This window comes from Litoreibacter sp., from assembly GCF_039974535.1.
Classification (GTDB): Bacteria; Pseudomonadota; Alphaproteobacteria; order Rhodobacterales; family Rhodobacteraceae; genus Litoreibacter.
Genome location: NZ_JBDWIU010000011.1, coordinates 39,464 through 61,272, shown reverse-complemented (window position 1 = coordinate 61,272; position 21,809 = coordinate 39,464). Strand labels below are relative to the sequence as shown.

Here is a 21,809-nt window from a genome sequence, read left to right as displayed (position 1 = left end):
GTTCCAGCCTTTGTCCCCGTCCAAGATCAATGACGGATCACGCGAGGCGGATCAATCTGGATATCCTGTGGGTAACTTCTGGTTGGCTAAATGTTGGCTTATATTGTGGTTTGGTTAAGGCCTAGGTCAATATTTAGATAAAAAATCTTGGCTCAGTGAAAACAGTTTACGCCACGACAACGTAATGAACGCGGGTAAGTTGAAATCTGGCGCGCGGACGGAATTTCGCGCACCAGATTTGATTCTTTAGCTATTCTTGGCTTGCCAACCGGCAGGGTCGCGTAGAAATTTTTCCACCTCGTCGAGGGTTTCTGCATCGAAGGTCTGCTGCTCTTTAGCCACGGCCAAAACGTCCCACCAAGTACATAGTGAGTGCAGCTGGATGCCGTGCCCGCCCAAGACGTCACGGGTGTCTGGGAAGATGTCATAGAAGAAGATCACAGCCGTGTGGCCACATGTGGCGCCGGTTTCGCGGATCGCCTCGACGAAGCTAATTTTGGAACCGCCGTCGGTGGTCATATCCTCGACCAAAAGCACGCGTTGGCCTTCGGTCATCACGCCCTCGATGCGGGCATTGCGACCGTAGCCTTTGGGCTTCTTGCGCACATAGGTCATGGGCAACTCTAGGCGTTCTGCCACCAGCGCGCCGAAAGGAATGCCTGCGGTCTCTCCGCCGGCGATATTGTCGAAAGCCTCAAAGCCCGCGTCCCGCATGACGGTGCAGGCGAGGAAATCCATCAAGGTCGTGCGGATGCGCGGGAAAGAGATGAGCTTGCGGCAGTCCACATAAGTAGGGGCCTTCTTGCCAGAGGCATGAGTGAACGGCTCGCGGGCGTTGAAGTGGATCGCGCCAACCTCCAGCAGCATCGAGGCGGACAGGCGGGCGATTTCTTCGCGGCTGGGGTAGGTGGTCGGGATCATGATACGGTCCTTGTGGCCAGTGTCGGATCCTCCGGAGGAGGTATTTTGGAAGCAATGATAAGGTTTACGTCACGCGCCAATGCAGCGGGAACTGCGGATCGAACATGGTGACATCGCCTTGCGCGGTCTCGATACGGTCGGGGTAGGTGACAGGATCGCCCTTGGTGAGTGTGATCGTGTCTTTGTTGGGCTCCAAGCGGTAGAACGCGGGGCCGTGTAGGGAGGCAAAACCTTCGAGCTTGTCGAGCGCGTTTTCCTTCTCGAACACCTCGGCGAGGATGGACATTGTGTTGGTTGCGGTAAAGCAGCCGGCGCATCCGCAGGGGAGGAGCTTGTTCTCGTCGGTGTGCGGCGCGCTGTCGGTTCCAAGGAAGTAGGTTTTATCGCCGGATGTCGCGGCTTCGAGCAGCGCTAGGCGGTGTTCTTCGCGTTTGGCCACAGGCAGGCAGTAGTAATGCGGCTTGATACCACCGGCGAGGATGTGGTTGCGGTTGATCACCAGATGGTGCGTGGTGATGGTGGCCGCGAGGTTGTCGCCGCCGCTGCGTGCATAGTCCGCACCTTGCTTGGTGGTGATATGTTCCATGATGACGCGCAGCTCTGGGACGGCACGGCGAATGGGGTCGAGGACTCTGTCGATGAACACCGCTTCGCGGTCAAAGATGTCGACGTCGGCGTCCGTGACCTCGCCGTGCACGCAAAGTGGCAGGCCGATTTGCGCCATGTTCTCTAGCACGCGCTGGACCTTGGAGAAGTCTGCGACGCCGGAGGCAGAGTTCGTCGTGGCCCCTGCGGGGTAGAGCTTGATCGCGTGGATCAACCCGATCTCGGCGGCGGCGCGCAGGTCTTTCACTTCGGTGTCTTCGGTCAGGTAGAGCGTCATCAGCGGTTGGAATTTGGAGTTGTCCGGCTTGGCCGACATGATCCGGTCGCGGTATTCGGCGGCGTCCTTAGCGGTGATCACTGGAGGGATCAGGTTTGGCATGATGATTGCGCGGCCAAAGTGGCGGGCCGTCTCGGGCAGCACGGCCTTCATCATGTCACCATCGCGCAAATGTAGGTGCCAATCGTCGGGTCGTGTGATGGTCAAACTGGTCATGGGAGCCCTTCTCGGTGTCTGCGGGGTTGATTAGCGCTTTGGCGCGGGCATGGCCAGAGGGGGGGCGCGCGTTTTGTGCAATTAGCAGGCGGGTTTTAGCGCGACATCTGCTTTCACGAGAAAACCCAAGCGACTTGCGTGGTGTTGTGCTAGAGCGCGAACAAACAACTTAGAATAAGAAGTATGAGGTAATTCATGAGAGTAGCAATCCTTGGTCTCGCCGTTTTAACGGCCTGTACCCCCGCTATTTATGAAGTTCCAGGCGTGGTGGAGCGCAATGCGACGGAAGTGGCAGGATGCACCGATTTAGGGCGCGTTCACGGCATCCCCGGGGTCTTTGGCGCCTTGAAGGACATTGGCTTGAAGGACGCGCGGCGTGCGGCGAAAGAAAGGGCCAAGGAGGTGGGGGGCAACACAGTGGTCTTTGATCCGGTGCCAGATGCAGAAGTCATCACAGATCTGCCCGCACAGGTTTATTCCTGCTGATACAGAGGGTTGCGTTTGCTGCATTGCGGCAATGCGCAATTGAGGACTGCTCATATAGGTCAGCATGACTTATGTTTATTTCATAGCGAGCCAGAGGGCATCGCACCCAGATGGAGACATATCATGGCCTATGTTACTCAAACTCAAGTTCAGACACATTCCATTCTCGAGCGCGTCGGTGACTTTTTCGTTTCGATGTTTGGTAAGATTGATCTGTCCGCCAGCGTGAACGCGCGTGTGGCGCAAATGGATAAACTTAACGCTAAATCCGACGAGGAGCTGAAAGCGATCGGCCTTCGCCGCGAAGACATCGCGCGCTACGTTTTCCGCGATATTTACCACATTTAAAAAATGGTTGGCTGAAAACGCCTTTCCATTATCCAACATAAAAGGGCGCTTACCGCGCCCTTTTTCGTGTTTGCCAGCATATCTTGCTACATTGTCAGGCGGATTGCAGTCTGCGGCGCTTTTTGAATGCATTTCCGAAACGCTCGGCTCGTTTTTCTTTACCGCGCTCGGTTAGGTAGCCTTCCATGGCTTGGCGATAGAGGTAGATGTCCTTGCGGGCGCGGATGGCGCGATAGAAATCCAGCTCTTTCAACGTGCCAGCGATTGCGCCTTCCATAACTTCCTTGAGGACATTCATGCGGCTGAGCACCAAGGCGGACTTATGTCCCAAGCCGGCTCCCTTGAGGCGTATGATGTTTTCGCCATTTAGGCGGTCAACATGCTTGCGGTCGCCTTCATGGAATTGATCGTAGACTACATAGACCTTGGAGGCCTCTTTGGTCTGCTCGGCTGCATCCGAATAGGGCAGGGACCAATCGGCGGCGCGGCCCTTGCCGAAGCGGTTTTCCCACTGAACCTTCGATGCGTCCAATGTGGATTGCGGAGAGAATGCAACCACAGTTGCCCCAGGGGCGAGAGATGAGAAGGTTAGCGCCCCAAATGCCCCCATGGATGTGCCCACAAAGGCCACCCGCTTGAAGCCTTTGAAGAAGCCATCGTCGCGCAGCTGCTCCAGATGAGCAATTAGGTCTGCGTCGCGGAACCATGTTGGCTTTTGAGCATAGATGCCGAGTTGCGAGTAGTTGCGATCTGCACAGAATTTCTGGGCCCATGGTTCGCGGGCATAGGCGTCATTGCCTGCTTGGGACAGGTTGTCGAAAGATACGACCAGTTGGTCGGTATCGCGCTCCACGAAGGATGCGGCGTAGCTGCCGTGAGAGTGGAACCAACCGCGTTTATCGCCGCCTGGATAAATTTCGCGGTACCACGTTGGGGGTGCCAGCGTTTCCTCTAGTGCATCGTTGGCAGGGCTTGGCGCGGGAATTTCTTCCGCAGCGGTGGCCAGTTCGGCCTCTTGTTTGCGACGGTTTTGTAGGTTGCCCATTGCGATCATCAGGGCTTCGGTTGCGGCTGCGCGGTCCGCAAGCTGGGTGCATAACCGATCTTCATAGCTTTCCGATGTGTCTTCGCCTTCTAGGTCGGGGGTTTGGAAAAACTCTTTGTATTCAGGCATGAAGCGCTTCACGAGACGGCGGTTCTCGCGGTTGACTTGGTTCATTAGACCCAAGCGTTCAGAGCGGGAAAAGACATCGCGGGACTTAATCGTTCCGGGATGATTGATCGCAATTAGCTCGCGAATAACTTCTCGGGTATTGAAATCTGTAAGATCGCCCATCTGGGACAGCAACTCTGACATCTCGGCCGAGAATGTCTTGTTCGAGAACCCCTCCACCACGCGCAGGTCACGGGTGATGGGCATGCCAAGATAATGCGCAAAGTCACGTACGACGTCGCCATCTACCAGCCATTTGGGGCCGAAGGGGCGCACGATAACGTTTTCCTCACCAAACATGTCTGCATAGGTGTTGAACGTGTTGAGATAGTGCAGGCGGCGCTTGGCATCATCCAAGAAGGCTTGGCGATCTGGCGGGATGCGGCTGTTCTTAAGCAGTTGTTTATACAAGGCCTCTAGATAGCTGTCTTGGCGGCGGATGTAGCAGATGACCTTGATACGTTGCTTGAATTCTTCGGGCGCGGCATTTGAGAGCTTGCGAGCCGTATGCAGATTAAACAGCATCTCGGATGAGGCGACTTGTGTCATATCGGGCGTTTTATCCGCCTCGCGCAGCATCTCCTCCATCAGTTTGGTGGCGTTGCCGGTGCGTGCCGAAGCCGCAAGCTGGTTGTGCGCAATATGCGCACGCCCAGTTGTCATGAAGTTCAGCCGACCAGAATTGCGCAACGTGTCAGCGTTGTCGTTCAGGAAGTTCTGAAGCGATGTGGTTCCTGTCTTAGGTGAACCGATATGAAGCCAAATCTGTCCCATGTGTGCTGCTCGCCTTGCCTTGATTTATCATTTGTGGCCCCCTCGTTTGCCGGGAGGCGTTATGCCACGCTTCTCTAGAAGCGTGTTTGCCGCGTTTAATCTGCGACGAAACACTGGGCCATTACCAGTGCTTAGTACCCGCTCGGCCAGAAAGGCGATGAGCAGGGGATGTTTCTTTTCGGGAATGCGGAGGATTAGCTCACGCAAATAGCGCCGGAACTGGCGTCGCGCCCGTAGCATTTTGTAAAAGCTGGTGCGTGTCAGTGTGCCATCAACGCAAGCACCGACTACGGGCTTCAAAAGGCCCATTTGAATCAAGCCGGATGCGATGCGGTGTCCTTGGAAGCGGCATTTCAGCTTAGTGATGTTATCGCCGCGAAATAACGCTGCGTGCATAGCGTCCGCAGGTTCCAGCGGGTCATAGAAAATGAAGGCCTCACGGGCCTTGGCCACCATATCGGGGGCGTAGCCGTAATCGTTGTTGAAGTTCCGCTTCCAAGCCTTTTGGTAGCGTTTTTCCCATGAGGTCACGTCGCGGTCCAGCGTTGCCTGCGGGGAGATTGCAACCACCGTGGCTTTGGGGCAGGCGGCGGAGAAAGCGCAAGCGGCATAGGCCCCCATAGAGGCGCCATAGAAGACAACCGTGTCAAACTGTGCGAAAAAATCTTCATCTTTCAGGCGGTTGAAGAATTTGATGACATCCCCGTCGCGGTACCATGTCCAGTCATGCGCCATCAGGCCAAGGATCGACCAGCCTTGCTTTTGCACGAAGTCAAAGCCCCAAGGCAAACGGTTGCCGTGCTCAAAGACGTGGTCGAGGTTCTCGAAGGTGACGATCAAGGTCTTTCCGGATTTGACGAATAGGGCGGTGTGATCCTTCCCCAACTCCTCGAAAAACCCATGTTCCTTGCCCATGGCACGCAACTCGGCATTCCAGGCTTTGCGGCCCATCTTGTCTGTCGGGGCCTTCAGGTCGATTTCGCTGCTCATGCTGCGATCCTTTTGCGTAAGCCCGGGAATAGGTCTAGTTTTGGCGAGATTGCATCGAGCAAGGCGCGGCCTGTTTCGGTCTCGATCAGCGCCTGAATTTGGTCGCGGTGCCATTGCACCGCTCGGTCATGCAAACGCCCCAACTTAGGGTCGCAAATCAGCTCGTCGTAGATGTCTTTCATCGCGTTAAGCTTGGGCTGGATTGAGGCATCATATTCCTCGTTCCGGTTCATATCGGCCCAGTAATCCGCTCCGCGCATCGCTTCGTCAATGGCGCAACCTCGGGCAGATTTTAGCAAGAAGCTTTCCCGCGTGCGTACGGCGTAGTGATTGATTTGGCCCAATTCGTAACTGATTGTTGCGCGGTTCAAACGCCAGCTTCCCTTGTGGTAGCTATCGGGCATTTGGGTGCCGGCCGGACCCGCCCAGTTGAGCGCGTTCCAATCATCGTTGGGGACAGATTTCGGGCGATGACAGCCCACAACATCAACCGCATCCGTGCGGTGAATGGACTTGATGCCCCAGGCCTGTGCAGGGCTTGGGCAATGTTGAGGGGCCGCACGGCGCATCGTTTCCGTCAAAAAGCCGTCGTGGAAGGATGTTACATCCGCGCTGCCAAAGAGGCGCCACGCCAGCGAGATGCATTTCGCGTCGGGGGCGGCAGCGGTCAGATCGGTGATCTTGCCCGCACCGGTGTGAATGTTCACAAATTCATCTGCGTCAATGACGGCAACCCAATCGTGGTCTTTGTAGACCTGCTCCTTGGTGGCTTTGCGAAATGCGCGAACGTGATGAGCCGCACGTGCGCCAACACGTGCAGGGTTCCGGCGGTGGGTGACGATCCCCATGTTTTCAAGACGGCGCAGGATCTTGTCGGTGCCGTCTTCGCAGTCATTGGTGTAGACCAGAAAGTGGTTGAACCCGATCGCCATGTGGTAGGCTACCCACTCAAGGATGTAGGGGCCTTCATTCTTCATACATGTCAGGATCAGGTGTTTCTGGGTCATCGTTTTTGCACCACCAATACTTGGTCGCGCTTATCTTTGTGCCATTTGGCTTGGAATATGAAGCAGCCGGAAAAGTCAGCCCGCATTTCGTTCAGCGCATCTTGGATTTCTTTTTCAGGATGAGCAAATCCACCTTCGCGTAGATACGCTTGGAAGAGAAAGGCGGTACGCGGATACCCAAATTTCTCCAAATGTTTGGGTTGGAAACGGAGGTCCTCAATTATGTAGAGCCCGCCGGACTTCAGCTTCGGAAAGAGCGCTGTGAAGGCATGTTGCTGGTGATGAGACGCATGTGAGGCGTCATCGAGAATGACATCAAAAGCCTCGGAGTTGGCGGCCACCCGTTCCAACGTCGAGACACTATCTGACGTCGCGCGGATGGTTTTCAACCGCTCATGGGTGTCGCCCGAATAGGCGTCTGCGTCGATCCCTGTCAGCTTGGCCTTAGACATGTACTCCAACCACATATCAACGCTGGCTGGTTCACTTAACCCTAGAAGGCCCATGTGAATGGCGCGGCTACGAAAGGGGTTGAACAGCATTTGGTACAGCTCGGTAAAGCGGTGCTTTCCCGTGCCTTGATCCAAGCCACGATCATCGGCCAGATCGGTCAAATTGACGATGCCGCGACCCTTGCGGTCTGCATTGGTGACCTCGGGGATCGAGGTGCCGGGGATCATAGTCGGTTCTTTAGGCTTATGCGGGTTCGACTTTGGCAACGGCGCATCTGAGGGCACGATCTTGTGCTTCTTCAGCAGCTTACCGATCAGACTGTCTGGATGCGGCTCGCCGTTCTCACGCTCGATGATGCGCATGCGCATGCGGCGGCCCCAGAAGTGGATCGAGAGCGTGTTGTCTGTGATGTAATGGCTCAGGTCCATGTTCGGCTTCAGCATCATGCGACGCTTCTTGAAACTCACGGGAAACAGGGACTCAATTGGCATGGCGTATTTCTGCTCGCCGGTTTTGTGCAAGAAGTGGGTCAGGGCTTGCGGGCCCCAAACCCCCCAAGACTGCTCGCCCACGTGCACGGGATCGCCTGCGGCCTTCTTCTGGCGCATCTCTTCTTTTAGCTCCTCGGAGAACCAATCGGGGATGGCGTATTCATCGGATGTGAAGTCGATCAATCCGGCCAATGTGTCGCTGTCTGCGGGCAGACCTACGACGCCGTTGTTGATATGGCGATCACTTTCCCAGCCGTGAAAATGTCCGTTGGAGGAGGTGAAACGTTTCACACAATAAGCATCCGTGTCGGCCCAAATCTGGTCATCGGTCTTGGCCAGCATGTTGTAGCGCCACTTATCCGCCTGCGGGGCGGGGGAGCCGGTGCGCTTGTGTGCAATCACATTGCCAAGGGGCATGATCTCATTGGCGTCGCAAATCTCGATCCCGTCGGGGATATTGCCCACGTCGCCGTAGGTGTACATTTTGACATGATGGCCCGCATCGCGGAATGACACGGCGCACAGTTGCTCCATGTAGGATAGATTGCCGCCGATCCACAGCTGGGCAATGGCATAGTCTTTGGACACGTTATTTGCCTCTCATGAGCGAGTTCAATCTCCGCTCGTTTTTATGATTGTTTCGATTCTCGCAAAGGAGGGGTTAAAACGCAAGGAAAACCGATTCGTTTCACGGGGAAAATGTGCGGTAAGGGCATAAGGCGTCATATGAACATCACACTCGTCACCACCATGCGCAACGAAGGGCCGCATTTGCTGGAATGGATCGCTCATCACCGCGCAGCTGGGATTACCGACTTTCTTGTCTACACCAATGATTGCGAAGACGGCACGGAAGCGCTGTTGGAGCTGTTGCCCGATGTGGTGCATGTGCCGCTGGATGAGGGCAAAAAGCCACCGCAATGGCGTGCGCTAAAGGCGGCTTGGGAGCACCCGTTGGTCGTTGATGCGGATTGGGTGATGTGTTCGGATTGTGATGAATTTTTAAACCTATCCAATGGCTTGTCATCCATTGTTGACCTGATTTCTAGAGCTGACGCGGATTTGATCCTTCTTCCGTGGCGGCTGTTTGGCCATAGCGGACAGGCGTCGCTGTCGGGTGATCCCACAACAGAGCGCTTTACCAAGGCGGCCCCCGAAAACCTGCTGTACCCAGCAATCGGCAGCTACTTCAAATCCCTATTTCGCCGCGACGGCCCGTTCCGTCAGTTGGGGGTTCATCGGCCTAAGCAGAAGAACGTGGAACGCCACGGTGTGCCGCGTGTCGTCGATGGCTCGGGCATGTCGGTGCCGCAGGCTGTGGCGGAAAATGACGGGCAGATCATGCTTTGGGGCAAGCCCATCGCGCGTGATTTGGTGCAATTGAACCATTACTCGGTGCGCTCTGCTGCGGATTTCATGCTGAAACGCGGGCGCGGTCTGCCAAACCACCAGCAAAAACAAATCGACCTGACCTATTGGGTGGAGCGGAATTTTAACACGGTGGAGGAGCGCTCCATCGCGCATATGTCCGCCGCAACGCAGACGGTTTTGCAGGGCTATCTAGCGCTGGATGGGGTGGCGCAAGCGCAGACGACGTGCCGTGATTGGCACCGTGCGCGGTTTGGTGAATTGATGCGTGAACCTGATGCATTGAAGCTATACGGGCGATTATTGTTGGCCGAAGGATCGGCGCAATTGCCGGATGCGGTGGCATTGGAGCTGGTCAAGCGTTATGGACAGGTCCATGGCTCAAACTGACATCTACCTAAAGCGCGAATTGAATGTTGTTGAAGATCAAGGGCTTGTGGCGCTTGACTGTATCGGATGGGAAGATCCTATCGGGGGCATGGGCTTGCGGGTGTTCTTCAAGACCGGCACCTCCTACGATCCGTTCGACCCCAAGGCGCGCCAGGGCCGCGCCAAGTTCTCCGAGGCGCGGATGATTAATGGCGGGCCGATGTTTGTCGGCACTGCAGAGCAGCCTTCGGGCCATATCAAAATGGCGCTGAAAGAGGGCGAGTTGAAGCTGCCCGTGCAGCAACCAGAGACGGACTTGTTCGAGGACATGAACGTCTGCATGCTGGAGCGAAACGGCGAAAGCATCGAGGTGATTGAGGAGTGGCTGCGTTACCATGTGGTTGGGCATGGATTGCAGGCTGTCTTGATGATTGACCGCGAAAAACCCAATAATGAGAAAGGGTTTGAGCGAAAACTTAAAGCCCTAAGCGCCGAAGTTGGTCTGCGACGTCTGGTGCATGTGAAGTCTAAAGTGCCTCTTGGTGACGTGACCCTGCCGCCGGCGGACCATCCCTATAACGCGCCGGATGCGCCGGGCAAGGATCGCATGGATGACCTGCCCACAGACCCGCAAGTGTCCCCGTTGGCGGAGTTGTCGCTTTACGAATGGGCGAAGTGGCGGTTCTTGGGTCGTGCGCGGGCGGTGATGAACATTGATCTGACCGATTTGGTCGCACTAGACGCCAATCCGTTTGAGGCAGTGCATAACTCGTCGGTCGGGGTCATCCCGCTGGTGGGGCAACGCATCTACCCTTGGCGGGTGCGCCCGAAGAAGAAGCCTCGTTATGGCGATCACATTTGCCGCCAATTTGAAAATCCGCGTGCGAACCGCCGTTGGTGCGTGGCCCCTTCGCGGGTTGGCAGCGACAAGGTTTGGCGGTTTGTGCGGATCATCGATGCGGAGCCGAAGCCAGAGGAGGCGATGCCTTTCCTGCGCGCAATGGCGATCCGGCACCCGAAAAACTCTGCGGCGGAGCTGGTGCCGAAAACCTCGTTGATCGAGGATGAACACCTGCTGGCCATGGCGCGTGACGTCTGGGATCACAAGCCGGTGCGCCCCCCTGAAAGTAAGATGGAGGAGCCGTCGGGCAAGGCCATTGACGGCGGACGCACGGCCATTGTGACCTGCATGAAAAACGAGGGGCCGTTCATTCTGGAATGGATCGCCTACCACCGGGCCATCGGCGTAGACGACTTCCTTGTCTACACCAACGACTGCAACGACGGCACGGACGAGCTGCTGGACTTGCTGCAAGATCGCGGCATCCTGCAACGCCGCGACAACAAGTTTGCGGGCACCGATTTGAAGCCGCAACACTGGGCGCTGGACGCCGCAGGGCGCGAAGACGTGTTCAAGAACGCGGGCTGGGCGATTTCGATGGATGTGGACGAATTCATCAACATCCACGTGGGCGAGGGTAAGCTGGACGACCTTTATAAGGCGGTGGGCGACGCGAATATGATCTCCCTGACGTGGCGGCTCTATGGTAATGGGGATGTGCATGAATATGCGGATGATTTCCTTGTCACGCAATTCACCCAGTGCGCGCCCGAGCTGTGCCGCAAGCCGCATCAGGCGTGGGGCTTCAAAACGCTGTTCCGCAACATTGGCATCTACAAAAAGATGGGGGTTCACCGCCCTAAAGGTTTGAAGCCGGACCTGTGGGATAAGATCAAATGGGTCAACGGGTCGGGCAAGCCGATGCCGAAGAAGCTGATCCGCAACGGTTGGCGCTCAACCACGGATAGCTATGGTTACGATTTGGTATCGCTGAACCATTACGCCGTGCGCTCCGCCGAAAGCTTCCTTGTGAAGCGCGACCGGGGGCGGGTGAACCACGTGGACCGCGATCAGGGGCTAAGCTATTGGTTCCGCATGAACAACAACTGGGAGCATAACGATTCCGCACAAACGAAGTTGCCGATGTTGCAGGCTGAGTTTGACCGCTTGATGTCTGATCCTGAATTGCGTGCGGCCCATGAATATTCCGTGGGCAAGCACCGCGAGAAGATCGAGGAGCTGAAGGCCACGGAGAACTACTCCAACTTCTACCGCGATCTCACTGGCCCGCGGATGGAGCGCTTGGCGCGTATGCACAACCACTTCGGCGCGAATGTGTTTTTGGCAGGCCCAGACGTGGTGCCTGACGAGGTGGCCCTGCAAGAGGACATCCCGGAGGACTTCTTCTTCACCGTTGAGAAAGTAAAAACCACCCACTGACAGCCACGTTATTGGTGAGTGTTTTTGTCGGCCATGCCTTCCCATCAGCGGGCGGCCCTTGTAGAGACAGGGAAATGTCGAAATTAGTCATCCCTCCGGCCGCGAAAGGCCCCAAAACCCTGCGCATAGCGGCGGTTGTCTTGGCCGCCATCTGCTTGCTGCCGATGGTTGCCGTGGCGATTGCGGCACTGACGGGGGGCGGCGACACGTTGGTGCATCTCGCCGAGACGGTCCTGAGCCGCTACACCAAGACCACTGTGCTGTTGGTGTTGTTGGTGTCAGTCGGCACGTTGATGATCGGAACGGGGGCCGCGTGGCTGGTCACGATGGCCCAATTCCCCGGGCGCAAGCTGCTAGAGATCGCATTGGTGATCCCCTTGGCATTCCCAGCCTATGTGCTGGCCTACGCCTACACCCATCTGCTGGATCACCCCGGCATAGTTCAGTCGACCCTGCGCGATGTGACGGGGTGGGGCGCGCGCGACTACTGGTTCCCCGAGATACGCTCCGTCGGTGGTGCGGCGGCGATGCTGATCTTGGTGCTATACCCCTATGTCTACCTGTTGGCGCGCGCGGCCTTCTTGCAGCAAAGTGCCACGTCGTTCTTGGCGGCGCGGGCCTTGGGCAAAACCCCGTGGCAAGCGTTTTTGCGGGTCTCGATCCCGATGGCACGCCCAGCGATTGCCTCGGGCGTGTTGCTGGCGGTGATGGAGACCATCGCCGACTTTGGCACAGTCGCTTACTTCGGTGTGCAAACCTTCGCGACGGGCATCTACACCAGCTGGTTCTCGCTTGGGGATCGGGCAGGGGCGGCGCAATTGGCATCGGGCATTTTGATGGTCGCCTTGGTGTTGGCGGTGTTGGAGCGCACGAGCCGTGGGCGGGCAAAATACCACGACAGCTCCAAACGCCAAGAGCCGATGGCCGCGATAGAGCTGAAAGGCTGGGCCAAATGGGGGGCGACAACGCTGTGCGTCATTCCGGTGCTTTTGGGCGGGGTCCTTCCCGCGCTGGCCTTGCTGATCATGAGCTTTGGCAGTGAGCAAAACCTGTTCTCGTCACGTTATATCTCCTTCGCCGTGAATTCGGTCACTCTGGCGGCGGTGGCCGCGATGGTGACCCTCGCGGCTGCGGTGGTGTTGGGGTACTTGCAACGGCTCGACGACGGGCCATTATCGCAGATTTCCACCTCCATCGCCCGCTTGGGCTACGCGGTTCCAGGTGGCGTGATCGCGGTGGGGCTGATGGTGCCCTTCGCCAATTTCGACAATGCGCTGGACGCATGGATGCGCGAGACGTTCGATGTGTCCACGGGACTGCTGGTCACCGGTTCTATCTGGCTGCTGGTCGCGGCCTATATGATCCGCTTCTTGGCAGCCGCTTTGGGCGCATATGAAGGCGGGCAGGTGGCGGTAAACGCGAATATGGATATGGCGTCGCGGGCTTTGGGGCAAACCGCCTTAGGCACCCTGCGCCGCGTGCATTTCCCCATTCTGCGGCCAAGCTTGCTAACGGCTTTGCTGATCGTCTTTGTTGACGTGATGAAGGAGCTGCCCGCGACGCTTATCTTGCGCCCCTTCAACTATGACACATTGGCGGTGCAGGCCTACCGCCTCGCCTCGGACGAGCGGTTAGAGGGGGCGGCGGTGCCCTCCTTGGTGATCGTGGCCATTGGCCTGCTGCCCGTGGTCCTGATTTGCCGACAGGTGCGCCGGCGTTAAGTTGCAGGCTATCGCCCGCGATTTGATTTCTACATATTTTGACGGGAGGGGAGCTGTATCATGGCAGAAATTCCAATACGCGCATTTATAGTGTCGCTTGTGGCTTTGCGCAAAACGGAAACGCGACACGAGGTTCTTTTGCTTAAAAGAACGCAAACCCTAGTAGGGGAATGGTGTCAGGTCGCGGGTAAAGTCGAGGAAGGGGAGACGGCTTGGCAAGCCGCCTTGCGTGAGCTTCAAGAAGAGACGGGCTTAATGCCGGAAGCGTTGTATTCTGCGGATATTTGCGAGCAATTCTATGAAGAAGATCGCGATGCTATTACGATCGCACCTGTCTTTGTTGCCTTCGTCAAAGCCACAGCTGAGGTGTCGTTGAATCATGAGCACAGCGATTATCACTGGGTAAGTTTTGATAAAGCTGCCGAGATGGTTGCATTCGGCGGCCAGCGACGTGTTCTGAGTTGGATCGAGGATGAGTTTATTGAGCGCAGCCCAAGCAAACACCTGCGAATTAAGGGTCTATAAAGTCGTTAAGTTTCTTTTGAAACATTTGAAGTTCTAGAATATCCAAAAGAAAAGACGCAGAGGTTGCCCACTGCGCCTTTCCCGTCGTTGCTGGAAACTCGTCGGGAGACCTGTTTTCAGCAAAGCTCTCTTATTCTTACTGTTTTAGTTTGATAAAGTAATTTATGAGAGATGCAAGTATATCTGACTAAAAAAATCAGAAAACATGGGGCACCACTAACCGCTACGAAAAAGGGCGACCAAATGGCCGCCCGACTTCAGAACAGATATGTGGATTTCCTCAGAAAAACGCCTGCAAACCCGTCACTGCCCGCCCAAGAATAAGCGCATGCACATCATGCGTTCCCTCATAGGTGTTCACCGTCTCAAGGTTCACCATGTGGCGCATGACTTGGTAGTCCTCTTGGATACCATTGCCGCCATGCATGTCCCGCGACACCCGCGCCATGTCTAACGCCTTGCCGCAATTGTTGCGTTTAACTATCGAAATCATCTCAGGCGCGGCGCGGCCCTCATCCATCAAGCGGCCAACCCGCAAGGATGCCTGCAATCCCAATGATATCTCGGTCAACATATCCGCCAGCTTCTTTTGATACAGCTGGGTTTGCGCCAAGGGTTTGTTGAACTGCTTGCGGTCCAGCCCGTATTGGCGCGCGGCGTGCATGCAGAACTCTGCCGCCCCCAAAACGCCCCACGAGATGCCGTAGCGCGCACGGTTAAGGCAGCCGAACGGTCCCTTCAGACCCTCTACGTTGGGCAGCAGCGCGTCGTCACCCACCGCCACATCCTTCATAACGATCTCGCCGGTGGTCGAGGCGCGCAACGACAGCTTGCCGCCAATCTTGGGCGCAGACAGCCCCTCCATGCCTTTCTCCAGAACGAAGCCGCGAATTTTACCGCCATGGGCGTCGGATTTGGCCCAAACCACAAAGACATCTGCGAAGGGCGAGTTTGAAATCCACATCTTCGAGCCGTTGAGCACATAGCCCGTGTCCGTTTTTACCGCGACCGTCTTCATACCCGCAGGGTCGGAGCCCGCGTCAGGCTCCGTCAGGCCAAAGCAGCCGATCAAGTCACCTGAGGCCAAGCCGGGCAGGTACTTTTGCCGTTGCTCCTCGGAGCCATAGGCATAGATCGGGTACATCACCAGCGACGATTGCACCGACATCATGGAGCGATACCCCGAATCCACACGCTCAATCTCGCGCGCCACCAATCCGTAGGTTACATAGGACGCACCCAAGCCGCCGTATTGCTCCGGCACGGTCAGACCCAACAATCCCGCCGATCCCATTGCTTTGAACATGTCGGGGTCCACGGTTTCCTCGCGGTAGGCGTCGATGACTTTCGGCGCCAACGTGGTTTCAGCAAAGCTGCGGGCCGCGTCGCGCAACATGCGCTCGTCCTCGCTAAGCTGATCCTCAAGACGGAAGGGGTCTTCCCAGTCAAAGCGGGCCATGTCTGGCGCGTCTTTGGCGGAAATCGGGGTGGTCACGTTCATAGGTAGGCTCCAAATGCAGGATTCGCATTTGACTATAGTCGCGCTTTGTTTGTGGGCAATGCTTGACGACGCGCGGTGTAGATGCAGCTATGGGCCACAGAGGAGACCTTAATGCCAAAACTGCCCCAGTCCATTGACGAGACCATCGCGCTACTTGCCCAAGAAAACTACATCTGTGGGCGGTCTTTGGCGACGGTGGTTTACCTGTCGCTTAAGCTGGGGCGCCCGATGTTTTTGGAAGGCGAGGCAGGCACTGGGAAAACCGAGATAGCCAAAGCCATTGCGGCCGCACTTGGTCGCCGTCTGATCCGGTTGCAATGCTATGAGGGGCTGGACGCGTCCTCTGCGGTCTATGAATGGAACTTCCCCGCTCAAATGGTTGCCATCCGCACGGCGGAGGCCACAGGCGCCACCGACCGCGCGGCGCTGCAATCGGAGTTATTTAGCGACGAATACCTCACCGCGCGCCCCTTGCTGGAGGCGATGCAGCCCCAAGACGGCGGGCCGCCAGTCTTGCTGATCGACGAATTGGACCGCACCGACGCGCCCTTCGAAGCTTACCTCATGGAGGCCCTGTCGGACTTCCAAGTCACGATCCCAGAGCTGGGCACGATAAAAGCACCAGAACCCCCAATTGTCATTCTGACCTCTAACCGAACCCGCGAAGTCCATGACGCGCTCAAGCGGCGCTGCCTCTATCACTGGGTCGACTACCCTGATTTCGACCGCGAAATGGCAATCCTGCAAGCCCGCGCCCCCGAGGCGCAAAACGCCCTCAGCCGCGAAGTCGTAGGCTTCGTACAACGTCTACGCAAAGAAGATCTGTTCAAAGCCCCCGGTGTGGCGGAGACCATCGATTGGGCCAAATGTTTGCTTGCGCTCGATGCAATCACCATGAGCCCAGAGGTGATCGCAGACACACTTGGTGCCATCTTAAAATACCAAGACGACATCCAAAAAATCCAAGGCTCGGAGGCAAAACGTATCCTCGAAGAGGTCCGCGCAGAACTCGCATGATCCGTCTGTCCCCATCATTGCTTCAAAAATACCTCGGGGGCTTGGGGGCTGGCCCCCAATCAACGGACCTATGGTAGAACTCCCCCCCTTAGAAATCCCCGAAGACGGCAAGCTCGCCGACAATATCACATGGTTCGCGCGGGCGTTGCGCACCGCGGGTCTGCCAGTCGGCTCGGGGCGGGTGATCGACGCCATCCGCGCGGTGGAGACTGTCGGGTTCACCCACAAACCAGATTTCTTTTACGTTCTGCAAGCCTGCTTTGTTTCACGCCCAGAGCACCGCATTATATTTGCGCAAACTTTCAAGCTGTTCTGGCGCGATCCGCAGTATTTGGAACATATGATTGCAGCGCTCAGCCCAATGATCCGCGGCGTGCAAGACGAGCAAAAGGCCAAGCCAGCCCAAAAGCGTGCCGCCGAAGCCCTTTTAGACGGGGTGGAGCGGGATGTGCCGGAGGTGGAGGAAAGCGAAGGCGAGACCGAAATCGAAATCGATGCCTCGCGCACGATGTCGCGCGAAGAGCGCCTTCGCTCATTGGACTTTGAGTTGATGAGCAATGCGGAAATGGCCGCCGCCAAACGGATGCTGACCAAACTGAGCTTGCCGATCAAGCCGCTGAAATCGCGCCGTACGCATCTCACTGCCAACGGGCGCATGATTGACGGTCCCGAAACCCTACGCGCGGCCATGCGCCAAGGTGGGGAGATACAAAAATTCGCGCCCAAAGCTCGCCGCGAGCGCTGGCCTAATCTGGTGGCGCTTTGCGATATTTCCGGCTCCATGTCGCAATACTCCCGCGCGGTGCTGCATTTCTTACATGCGGTCAGTAACGAGAAGGGCGCGGGTTGGGCTAAGGTTCATGCGTTCACCTTTGGCACGCAGTTGACCAACATTACCCGCCATCTGGCGACCCGTGATGTGGACGCCGCGTTGGCCGCCGCAGGGGCGCAGGCGCAAGACTGGGAGGGCGGGACGCAGATTGGCACTTGCCTGCATCAATTCAACCGCGATTGGTCGCGCCGCGTGATGGGGGGCGGGGCGGTGGTGCTTCTTATTACGGATGGTTTGGACCGTGATGATCCTGACGCACTAGTGGCCGAGATGCGTCGTCTGCAATTGACGGCCAAAAAGGTGATCTGGCTTAATCCTTTGCTGCGTTGGGAGGAATTCGCGCCCAAAGCCCGTGGCATCAAAGCGATGTTGCCCCATGTCGACAGCTTTCGCGCGGGCCATAATATCGCGGCACTTGAAGCTTTGGCCGATGCGATCTCACAACCAGATGATGCGGGCGAGAAGGCACGCCTGATGGCGCTAATTTGATGGAATGGGTCATGTTCTTTGACTGGGTCGCTGCTACCATTGAAAAGTTGGTTCCGCCAAACATGCCTGCGTTTTAATAAGGATATATCCGTGACGACTGACCATAATGATATCCCCTCCATCGCCCTTGAATGGCACCGAAACGGGAGGGGTGCTGCCTTGGCCACAGTGGTGGAGACATGGGGCTCCGCACCTCGCCCCGTCGGATCACTTTTGGCCATATCGGGGCAGGGGGACATCATGGGGTCCGTCTCGGGCGGCTGCGTTGAAGGCGCGGTCGTGGTCGAGGCGATGGACGCCTTGGACGACGGCCAACCGCGCCTGTTGGAATACGGCGTCTCCGATGATGAGGCCTTCGCGGTTGGGCTGGCTTGCGGCGGCACCATCCGCGTGTTGGTGGAACCTGTCGGTGCCGCGATACCAGAGAGCATGTTGGCAGATTTGGTCGCGGCACGCTCGGCTAGCACCCCCATTGCCTATACGGTGGATATTGAAAATTGGCGGAGGGATTTATCAGGGGTTGAGGCGCATCTTGCCCGTTTCCGCTCTGATAAATCCGGATTTGAGGGCAACACATTCGTTGGCATCCATAATCCGCCCCTGCGTATGGCGGTGATCGGCGGCGTTCACATTGCGCAAAGCCTGATCCCTATGGCGCGTGCGGCGGGCTTTGCGCCGGTGTTGATTGACCCGCGCGAAGCCTTCGCCAGTGCCGCGCGGTTTCCCGACACCGCATTGGTGCATGAATGGCCAGATGCGGCGTTGGACAGTTTCGGCATTGACGCACGCACGGCGGTCGTGACCTTGACGCATGACCCCAAGCTGGACGATCCGGCGATACAAGCAGCACTGAGGTCGGACTGCTTCTATCTTGGCAGCCTTGGGTCCACTCGCACCCACGCCAAACGGGTCGCGCGGCTGGAAGAGGCTGGGTTCAGCACCGACCACATTGCCCGTATTCAAGCACCGGTGGGCCTAAACATTGGCGCGAAGTCGCCGGCCGAAATTGCCATCAGTATCATGGCGCAAATCGTTCAGGCATTGCGGGGGGCTTAACGGAGTTCGGCCCGACCGAACAACGAGAATTAAACAAAAAGCCCCGACGGCCAAACGGCTATCGGGGCAATGTATTCGGAGCAGTAAGACTGCGTGACTTTAGGTCTTGAGCGGGCCGATCAGCATGATCATCTGGCGGCCTTCCATTTTGGGGAAGTTCTCGACCTTGCCGGAGCCTTCGATGTCGGCTGCAACACGTTCCAGCAGCTCGCGACCCAAGTTCAGGTGGGCCATTTCGCGGCCACGGAAGCGCAGGGTGACTTTCACCTTGTCGCCGTTTTCCAAGAACTTGAAGACGTTGCGCATTTTCACATCGTAATCATTGGTGTCAGTGTTCGGGCGGAACTTGACCTCTTTGATCTCGATGATCTTTTGCTTCTTGCGGGCCTCGGCCTCTTTCTTCTGGGTCTCGTACTTGTACTTGCCGAAATCCATGATTTTGCAAACAGGCGGGTTGGCGTTTGGCGAGATCTCTACCAGATCAAGCCCGGCTTCATCAGCCATGGCCATCGCACGGGCAGGCGTCACAACGCCTACGTTTTCACCTTCTGCGCCAATGAGGCGAATTTCGTCTGAGCGGATGCGGTCGTTGACGCGCGGTCCGGTTTCGCGCACGGGTGGCGCATTATGTGGTCTGCGGGCTATGGCCTGAAGTCCTTCTTTGGTTTCAACAGTATCAGGACGCTAAACTAAAGGGCGGAGCGGCGTCCTACAAGTCGGTTTTCCGCCTGTTTTCTATAGACGGGGAAAATGAATAACGAAACCCCGTTGTAACTGCTAATTCTTTGTCATAGCTCATCGCCATCAGCAGGGAAGATCTTTCCTGCATAATCATAGGGACTAGATGAATTATGAAACCTGGTATTATAGCAGTCGCCGTGATCGCACTGATTGGTGTCGGTGGGTATGTTTGGAAGAACAATGGCAGCGACGTCATGGAAGCTGCTAAGGAAGTATCCAGCGAAGCCGCTTCTGCAGTTGAAGGCGCAGCTGAAGCGACCGCTGAGGCCGCAGCCGATGCAGCAAGCACCGCGACAGACGCAGTAACCGAAACTGTTGAAGGTGCAGTCGACACAGCAACTGAAGCTGCATCCACTGCGGTTGAAGCTGCGACTGACACGGCTGCTGCAGTTGCCGATACAGCAACTGAAGCTGCATCCACTGCGGTTGAAGCTGCGACTGACACGACTGCTGCAGTTGCTGACACAGCAGCCGAAGCTGCATCCACTGCGGTTGAGACTGCGACTGACACGACTGCTGCAGTTGCCGCCACAGCAACTGAAGCTGCATCCACTGCGGTTGACGCTGCGACTGACACGGCTGCTGCAGTTGCCGATACAGCAACTGAAGCTGCATCCACTGCGGTTGAAGCTGCGACTGACACGACTGCTGCAGTTGCTGACACAGCAGCCGAAGCTGCATCCACTGCGGTTGAGACTGCGACCGAGGCTGTAACCGAAACTGCGACTGAGACAGCTACAGAAGCAGCATCTACCGCTGTTGAAGCTGCGACTGACACAGCCGTTGAAGCTGCGACAGACACAGCCGTTGAAGCTGCGACAGACACAGCCGTTGAAGCTGCGACAGATACAGCCGTTGAAGCTGCGACAGACACAGCCGTTGAAGCTGCGACAGATACAGCCGTTGAAGCTGCGACAGATACAGCTGTTGAAGCTGCGACTGACACGGCAACATCCGGTATCAGCGATCTGCTGTCGGTTGATGGTTTCAACTACGATCAGGTTGTTGAGATGGTTGACGGCTCCGAGATGGGCGCGATCACCAAGACCACGTTGAAGGCTGGCCTGAGCAAAGCTCAAGAAAACCCAGAGCTTCTGTCTGGCGTACTTGACCAAATCAAATCGGCTATGGGTCTGTAAGACTTAAGCAAGTGGCTTGGGCCCAACCGGCCCAAGCATTGCACGAAAAAGTAAACGCCGCGTCGGGATCATCCGACGCGGCGTTTTTAATTTGTCAGTTGGGGGAGGGGCTTAACCCACAAACGCCTTCTCAACCACATAGTGTTTAGGGTCGCTGTTAGCGCCTTCCTCTAGGCCGAAGCCCTCGAAGATTTCTTTAAGGTCAGTGTTCAAGCCCATGGAGCCGCACACCATCGCGCGGTCTGTCTCGGCGCTCATTGGTGGGATGCCCAGATCCTCGAAGATATCGCCGGAGCGCAGCTTGTCTGTAACGCGGCCCATCTTGGGGCTCTCTTCACGGGTGGTCGTCGGGTAGTACACCAGCTTCTTAAGGTTCTCTTCGCCCAACAGCTCAACCAGCATTTCGTCGGTGCGGATGTCTTCGATCAGCTTGCGGCCATACTCCAGCTCCGCCACTTCGCGGCAGGTGTGGGTGATGATGATTTCGTCGTAATCCTCAAACGTCTGCGGGTCGCGCAGCAGGGAGGCGAAGGGCGCGAAGCCCGTGCCAGTGGCGAAGAACCACAAGCGTTTGCCCGGCAGCAGCGCGTCGTGAACCAAGGTGCCAACAGGTTTTGGGCGAAGGATGACCTCGTCGCCGACCTTGATGTGTTGCAACTTGGAGGTCAGCGGGCCGTCTTGCACCTTGATCGAGTAGAACTCCAACTCTTCGTCCCACGATGGGGACGCGATGGAATAGGCGCGCAGCAGTGGCTTTTGCTTGCCTGTCTCGGGGTGTGGGTCGCCCATAAGGCCGATCATCACGAACTCGCCCGAGCGGAACCGCAAGGAGGCGGGGCGCGTGACGCGGAAAGAGAATAGGCGATCTGTCCAGTGCTTCACTTCCGTGACGGTTTGCGCGTCAGGCAGAGTGGGGACAGCTTTAACGGGAGCGTTCATGTTGGTTACTTCATTCATTGCAATTGTCCGGCGAGGGGTGTCCCTCACC

At 56.9% G+C, this 21,809-nt stretch carries 19 protein-coding genes; 10 read left to right on the top strand and 9 right to left on the bottom strand.

Annotated features, from left to right (window positions below):
• Nucleotides 1-246 precede the first annotated feature (246 nt).
• Together ABJN86_RS10720 and pyrC are read right to left on the bottom strand one after the other, a co-directional pair.
• Complete coding sequence (locus tag ABJN86_RS10720) at nucleotides 247-921, bottom strand: orotate phosphoribosyltransferase (RefSeq protein WP_348366987.1); 675 nt, start codon at nucleotides 919-921, stop codon at nucleotides 247-249.
• Nucleotides 922-985: 64 nt separating this feature from the next.
• Nucleotides 986-2,020, bottom strand: coding sequence for a dihydroorotase (gene pyrC, locus ABJN86_RS10715; protein ID WP_348366985.1), 1,035 nt, complete (start codon nucleotides 2,018-2,020; stop codon nucleotides 986-988).
• Nucleotides 2,021-2,215: 195 nt separating this feature from the next.
• Between pyrC and ABJN86_RS10710 the strand changes: the two genes are divergently transcribed.
• Both ABJN86_RS10710 and ABJN86_RS10705 read left to right on the top strand, forming a co-directional pair.
• Nucleotides 2,216-2,506: a hypothetical protein gene (locus ABJN86_RS10710; protein WP_348366983.1), complete on the top strand. Its 291-nt coding sequence runs from the start codon at nucleotides 2,216-2,218 to the stop codon at nucleotides 2,504-2,506.
• A 123-nt stretch (nucleotides 2,507-2,629) separates the two neighbouring features.
• The gene (locus ABJN86_RS10705; protein WP_348366981.1) at nucleotides 2,630-2,854 is read left to right on the top strand and encodes a DUF1127 domain-containing protein; all 225 of its coding nucleotides are present in this window, start codon (nucleotides 2,630-2,632) and stop codon (nucleotides 2,852-2,854) included.
• Between the two features lie 94 nt (nucleotides 2,855-2,948).
• On the opposite strand, the gene ABJN86_RS10700 is transcribed toward ABJN86_RS10705, so the two are convergent.
• From ABJN86_RS10700 to ABJN86_RS10685, 4 genes are read right to left on the bottom strand one after another with little or no spacing between them, the layout of a single operon-like run.
• A complete protein-coding gene (locus ABJN86_RS10700; RefSeq protein WP_348366980.1) occupies nucleotides 2,949-4,841 on the bottom strand; it encodes a hypothetical protein in 1,893 nt (630 codons plus the stop codon).
• 27 nt (nucleotides 4,842-4,868) lie between these two features.
• Complete coding sequence (locus ABJN86_RS10695; protein ID WP_348366978.1) at nucleotides 4,869-5,831, bottom strand: phosphoadenosine phosphosulfate reductase; 963 nt, start codon at nucleotides 5,829-5,831, stop codon at nucleotides 4,869-4,871.
• Complete coding sequence (locus ABJN86_RS10690) at nucleotides 5,828-6,838, bottom strand: glycosyltransferase family 2 protein (RefSeq protein WP_348366976.1); 1,011 nt, start codon at nucleotides 6,836-6,838, stop codon at nucleotides 5,828-5,830. The genes ABJN86_RS10695 and ABJN86_RS10690 overlap by 4 nt, the downstream gene beginning before the upstream one ends.
• On the bottom strand, nucleotides 6,835-8,370 hold the full coding sequence (locus ABJN86_RS10685; protein ID WP_348366975.1) for a hypothetical protein: 1,536 nt from the start codon (nucleotides 8,368-8,370) through the stop codon (nucleotides 6,835-6,837). Before ABJN86_RS10685 ends, ABJN86_RS10690 begins: the two co-directional genes overlap by 4 nt.
• A gap of 138 nt (nucleotides 8,371-8,508) precedes the next feature.
• Here ABJN86_RS10685 and ABJN86_RS10680 point away from each other — a divergent pair, with 138 nt between their 5' ends.
• The 4 genes from ABJN86_RS10680 to ABJN86_RS10665 all read left to right on the top strand — a co-directional run bounded on the left by ABJN86_RS10680 (nucleotide 8,509) and on the right by ABJN86_RS10665 (nucleotide 14,046).
• Nucleotides 8,509-9,540 carry a glycosyltransferase family 2 protein gene (locus tag ABJN86_RS10680; protein WP_348366973.1) on the top strand — a complete coding sequence of 344 codons (1,032 nt, stop codon included), beginning with the start codon at nucleotides 8,509-8,511 and terminating at the stop codon, nucleotides 9,538-9,540.
• Nucleotides 9,527-11,800 (top strand): glycosyltransferase family 2 protein, encoded by a 2,274-nt coding sequence (locus tag ABJN86_RS10675; protein WP_348366971.1) that lies wholly within the window; start codon nucleotides 9,527-9,529, stop codon nucleotides 11,798-11,800. Before ABJN86_RS10680 ends, ABJN86_RS10675 begins: the two co-directional genes overlap by 14 nt.
• Nucleotides 11,801-11,874: 74 nt before the next feature.
• Nucleotides 11,875-13,521 (top strand): iron ABC transporter permease, encoded by a 1,647-nt coding sequence (locus ABJN86_RS10670; protein ID WP_348366969.1) that lies wholly within the window; start codon nucleotides 11,875-11,877, stop codon nucleotides 13,519-13,521.
• Nucleotides 13,522-13,581: 60 nt separating this feature from the next.
• Complete coding sequence (locus tag ABJN86_RS10665) at nucleotides 13,582-14,046, top strand: NUDIX domain-containing protein (RefSeq protein ID WP_348366967.1); 465 nt, start codon at nucleotides 13,582-13,584, stop codon at nucleotides 14,044-14,046.
• 280 nt (nucleotides 14,047-14,326) lie between these two features.
• On the opposite strand, the gene ABJN86_RS10660 is transcribed toward ABJN86_RS10665, so the two are convergent.
• Nucleotides 14,327-15,547, bottom strand: coding sequence for an acyl-CoA dehydrogenase (locus ABJN86_RS10660; RefSeq protein ID WP_348366965.1), 1,221 nt, complete (start codon nucleotides 15,545-15,547; stop codon nucleotides 14,327-14,329).
• A gap of 111 nt (nucleotides 15,548-15,658) precedes the next feature.
• Between ABJN86_RS10660 and ABJN86_RS10655 the strand changes: the two genes are divergently transcribed.
• The 3 genes from ABJN86_RS10655 to ABJN86_RS10645 all read left to right on the top strand — a co-directional run bounded on the left by ABJN86_RS10655 (nucleotide 15,659) and on the right by ABJN86_RS10645 (nucleotide 18,941).
• Entirely contained in the window at nucleotides 15,659-16,564 is a 906-nt protein-coding gene (locus ABJN86_RS10655; RefSeq protein WP_348366963.1) for a MoxR family ATPase, read from the top strand.
• 70 nt (nucleotides 16,565-16,634) lie between these two features.
• Nucleotides 16,635-17,885, top strand: coding sequence for a VWA domain-containing protein (locus ABJN86_RS10650; RefSeq protein WP_348366962.1), 1,251 nt, complete (start codon nucleotides 16,635-16,637; stop codon nucleotides 17,883-17,885).
• Nucleotides 17,886-17,975: 90 nt separating this feature from the next.
• Nucleotides 17,976-18,941, top strand: a complete 966-nt coding sequence (locus tag ABJN86_RS10645; protein ID WP_348366961.1) for an XdhC family protein — start codon at nucleotides 17,976-17,978, stop codon at nucleotides 18,939-18,941.
• Between the two features lie 99 nt (nucleotides 18,942-19,040).
• Here ABJN86_RS10645 and infC read toward each other — a convergent pair whose 3' ends face one another.
• Nucleotides 19,041-19,556, bottom strand: a complete 516-nt coding sequence (infC, locus tag ABJN86_RS10640; protein WP_348366960.1) for a translation initiation factor IF-3 — start codon at nucleotides 19,554-19,556, stop codon at nucleotides 19,041-19,043.
• 236 nt (nucleotides 19,557-19,792) lie between these two features.
• On the opposite strand from infC, the gene ABJN86_RS10635 reads away from it, so the two are divergent.
• A complete protein-coding gene (locus ABJN86_RS10635) occupies nucleotides 19,793-20,821 on the top strand; it encodes a hypothetical protein (RefSeq protein ID WP_348432270.1) in 1,029 nt (342 codons plus the stop codon).
• 111 nt (nucleotides 20,822-20,932) lie between these two features.
• On the opposite strand, the gene ABJN86_RS10630 is transcribed toward ABJN86_RS10635, so the two are convergent.
• Nucleotides 20,933-21,778: a ferredoxin--NADP reductase gene (locus tag ABJN86_RS10630; RefSeq protein WP_348377684.1), complete on the bottom strand. Its 846-nt coding sequence runs from the start codon at nucleotides 21,776-21,778 to the stop codon at nucleotides 20,933-20,935.
• Nucleotides 21,779-21,809 lie beyond the last annotated feature (31 nt).

Coding starts and splice junctions, on each gene's coding strand:
- ABJN86_RS10710 (WP_348366983.1), top strand. CDS start 2,216: ATGAGAGTAGCAATCCTTGGTCTCGCCGTTTTAACGGCCTGTACCCCC.
- ABJN86_RS10695 (WP_348366978.1), bottom strand. CDS start 5,831: ATGAGCAGCGAAATCGACCTGAAGGCCCCGACAGACAAGATGGGCCGC.
- pyrC (WP_348366985.1), bottom strand. CDS start 2,020: ATGACCAGTTTGACCATCACACGACCCGACGATTGGCACCTACATTTG.
- ABJN86_RS10680 (WP_348366973.1), top strand. CDS start 8,509: ATGAACATCACACTCGTCACCACCATGCGCAACGAAGGGCCGCATTTG.
- ABJN86_RS10660 (WP_348366965.1), bottom strand. CDS start 15,547: ATGAACGTGACCACCCCGATTTCCGCCAAAGACGCGCCAGACATGGCC.
- ABJN86_RS10655 (WP_348366963.1), top strand. CDS start 15,659: ATGCCAAAACTGCCCCAGTCCATTGACGAGACCATCGCGCTACTTGCC.
- ABJN86_RS10675 (WP_348366971.1), top strand. CDS start 9,527: ATGGCTCAAACTGACATCTACCTAAAGCGCGAATTGAATGTTGTTGAA.
- ABJN86_RS10690 (WP_348366976.1), bottom strand. CDS start 6,838: ATGACCCAGAAACACCTGATCCTGACATGTATGAAGAATGAAGGCCCC.
- ABJN86_RS10630 (WP_348377684.1), bottom strand. CDS start 21,778: ATGAATGAAGTAACCAACATGAACGCTCCCGTTAAAGCTGTCCCCACT.
- ABJN86_RS10705 (WP_348366981.1), top strand. CDS start 2,630: ATGGCCTATGTTACTCAAACTCAAGTTCAGACACATTCCATTCTCGAG.
- ABJN86_RS10665 (WP_348366967.1), top strand. CDS start 13,582: ATGGCAGAAATTCCAATACGCGCATTTATAGTGTCGCTTGTGGCTTTG.
- ABJN86_RS10650 (WP_348366962.1), top strand. CDS start 16,635: ATGGTAGAACTCCCCCCCTTAGAAATCCCCGAAGACGGCAAGCTCGCC.
- ABJN86_RS10720 (WP_348366987.1), bottom strand. CDS start 921: ATGATCCCGACCACCTACCCCAGCCGCGAAGAAATCGCCCGCCTGTCC.
- ABJN86_RS10635 (WP_348432270.1), top strand. CDS start 19,793: ATGAAACCTGGTATTATAGCAGTCGCCGTGATCGCACTGATTGGTGTC.
- ABJN86_RS10670 (WP_348366969.1), top strand. CDS start 11,875: ATGTCGAAATTAGTCATCCCTCCGGCCGCGAAAGGCCCCAAAACCCTG.
- ABJN86_RS10700 (WP_348366980.1), bottom strand. CDS start 4,841: ATGGGACAGATTTGGCTTCATATCGGTTCACCTAAGACAGGAACCACA.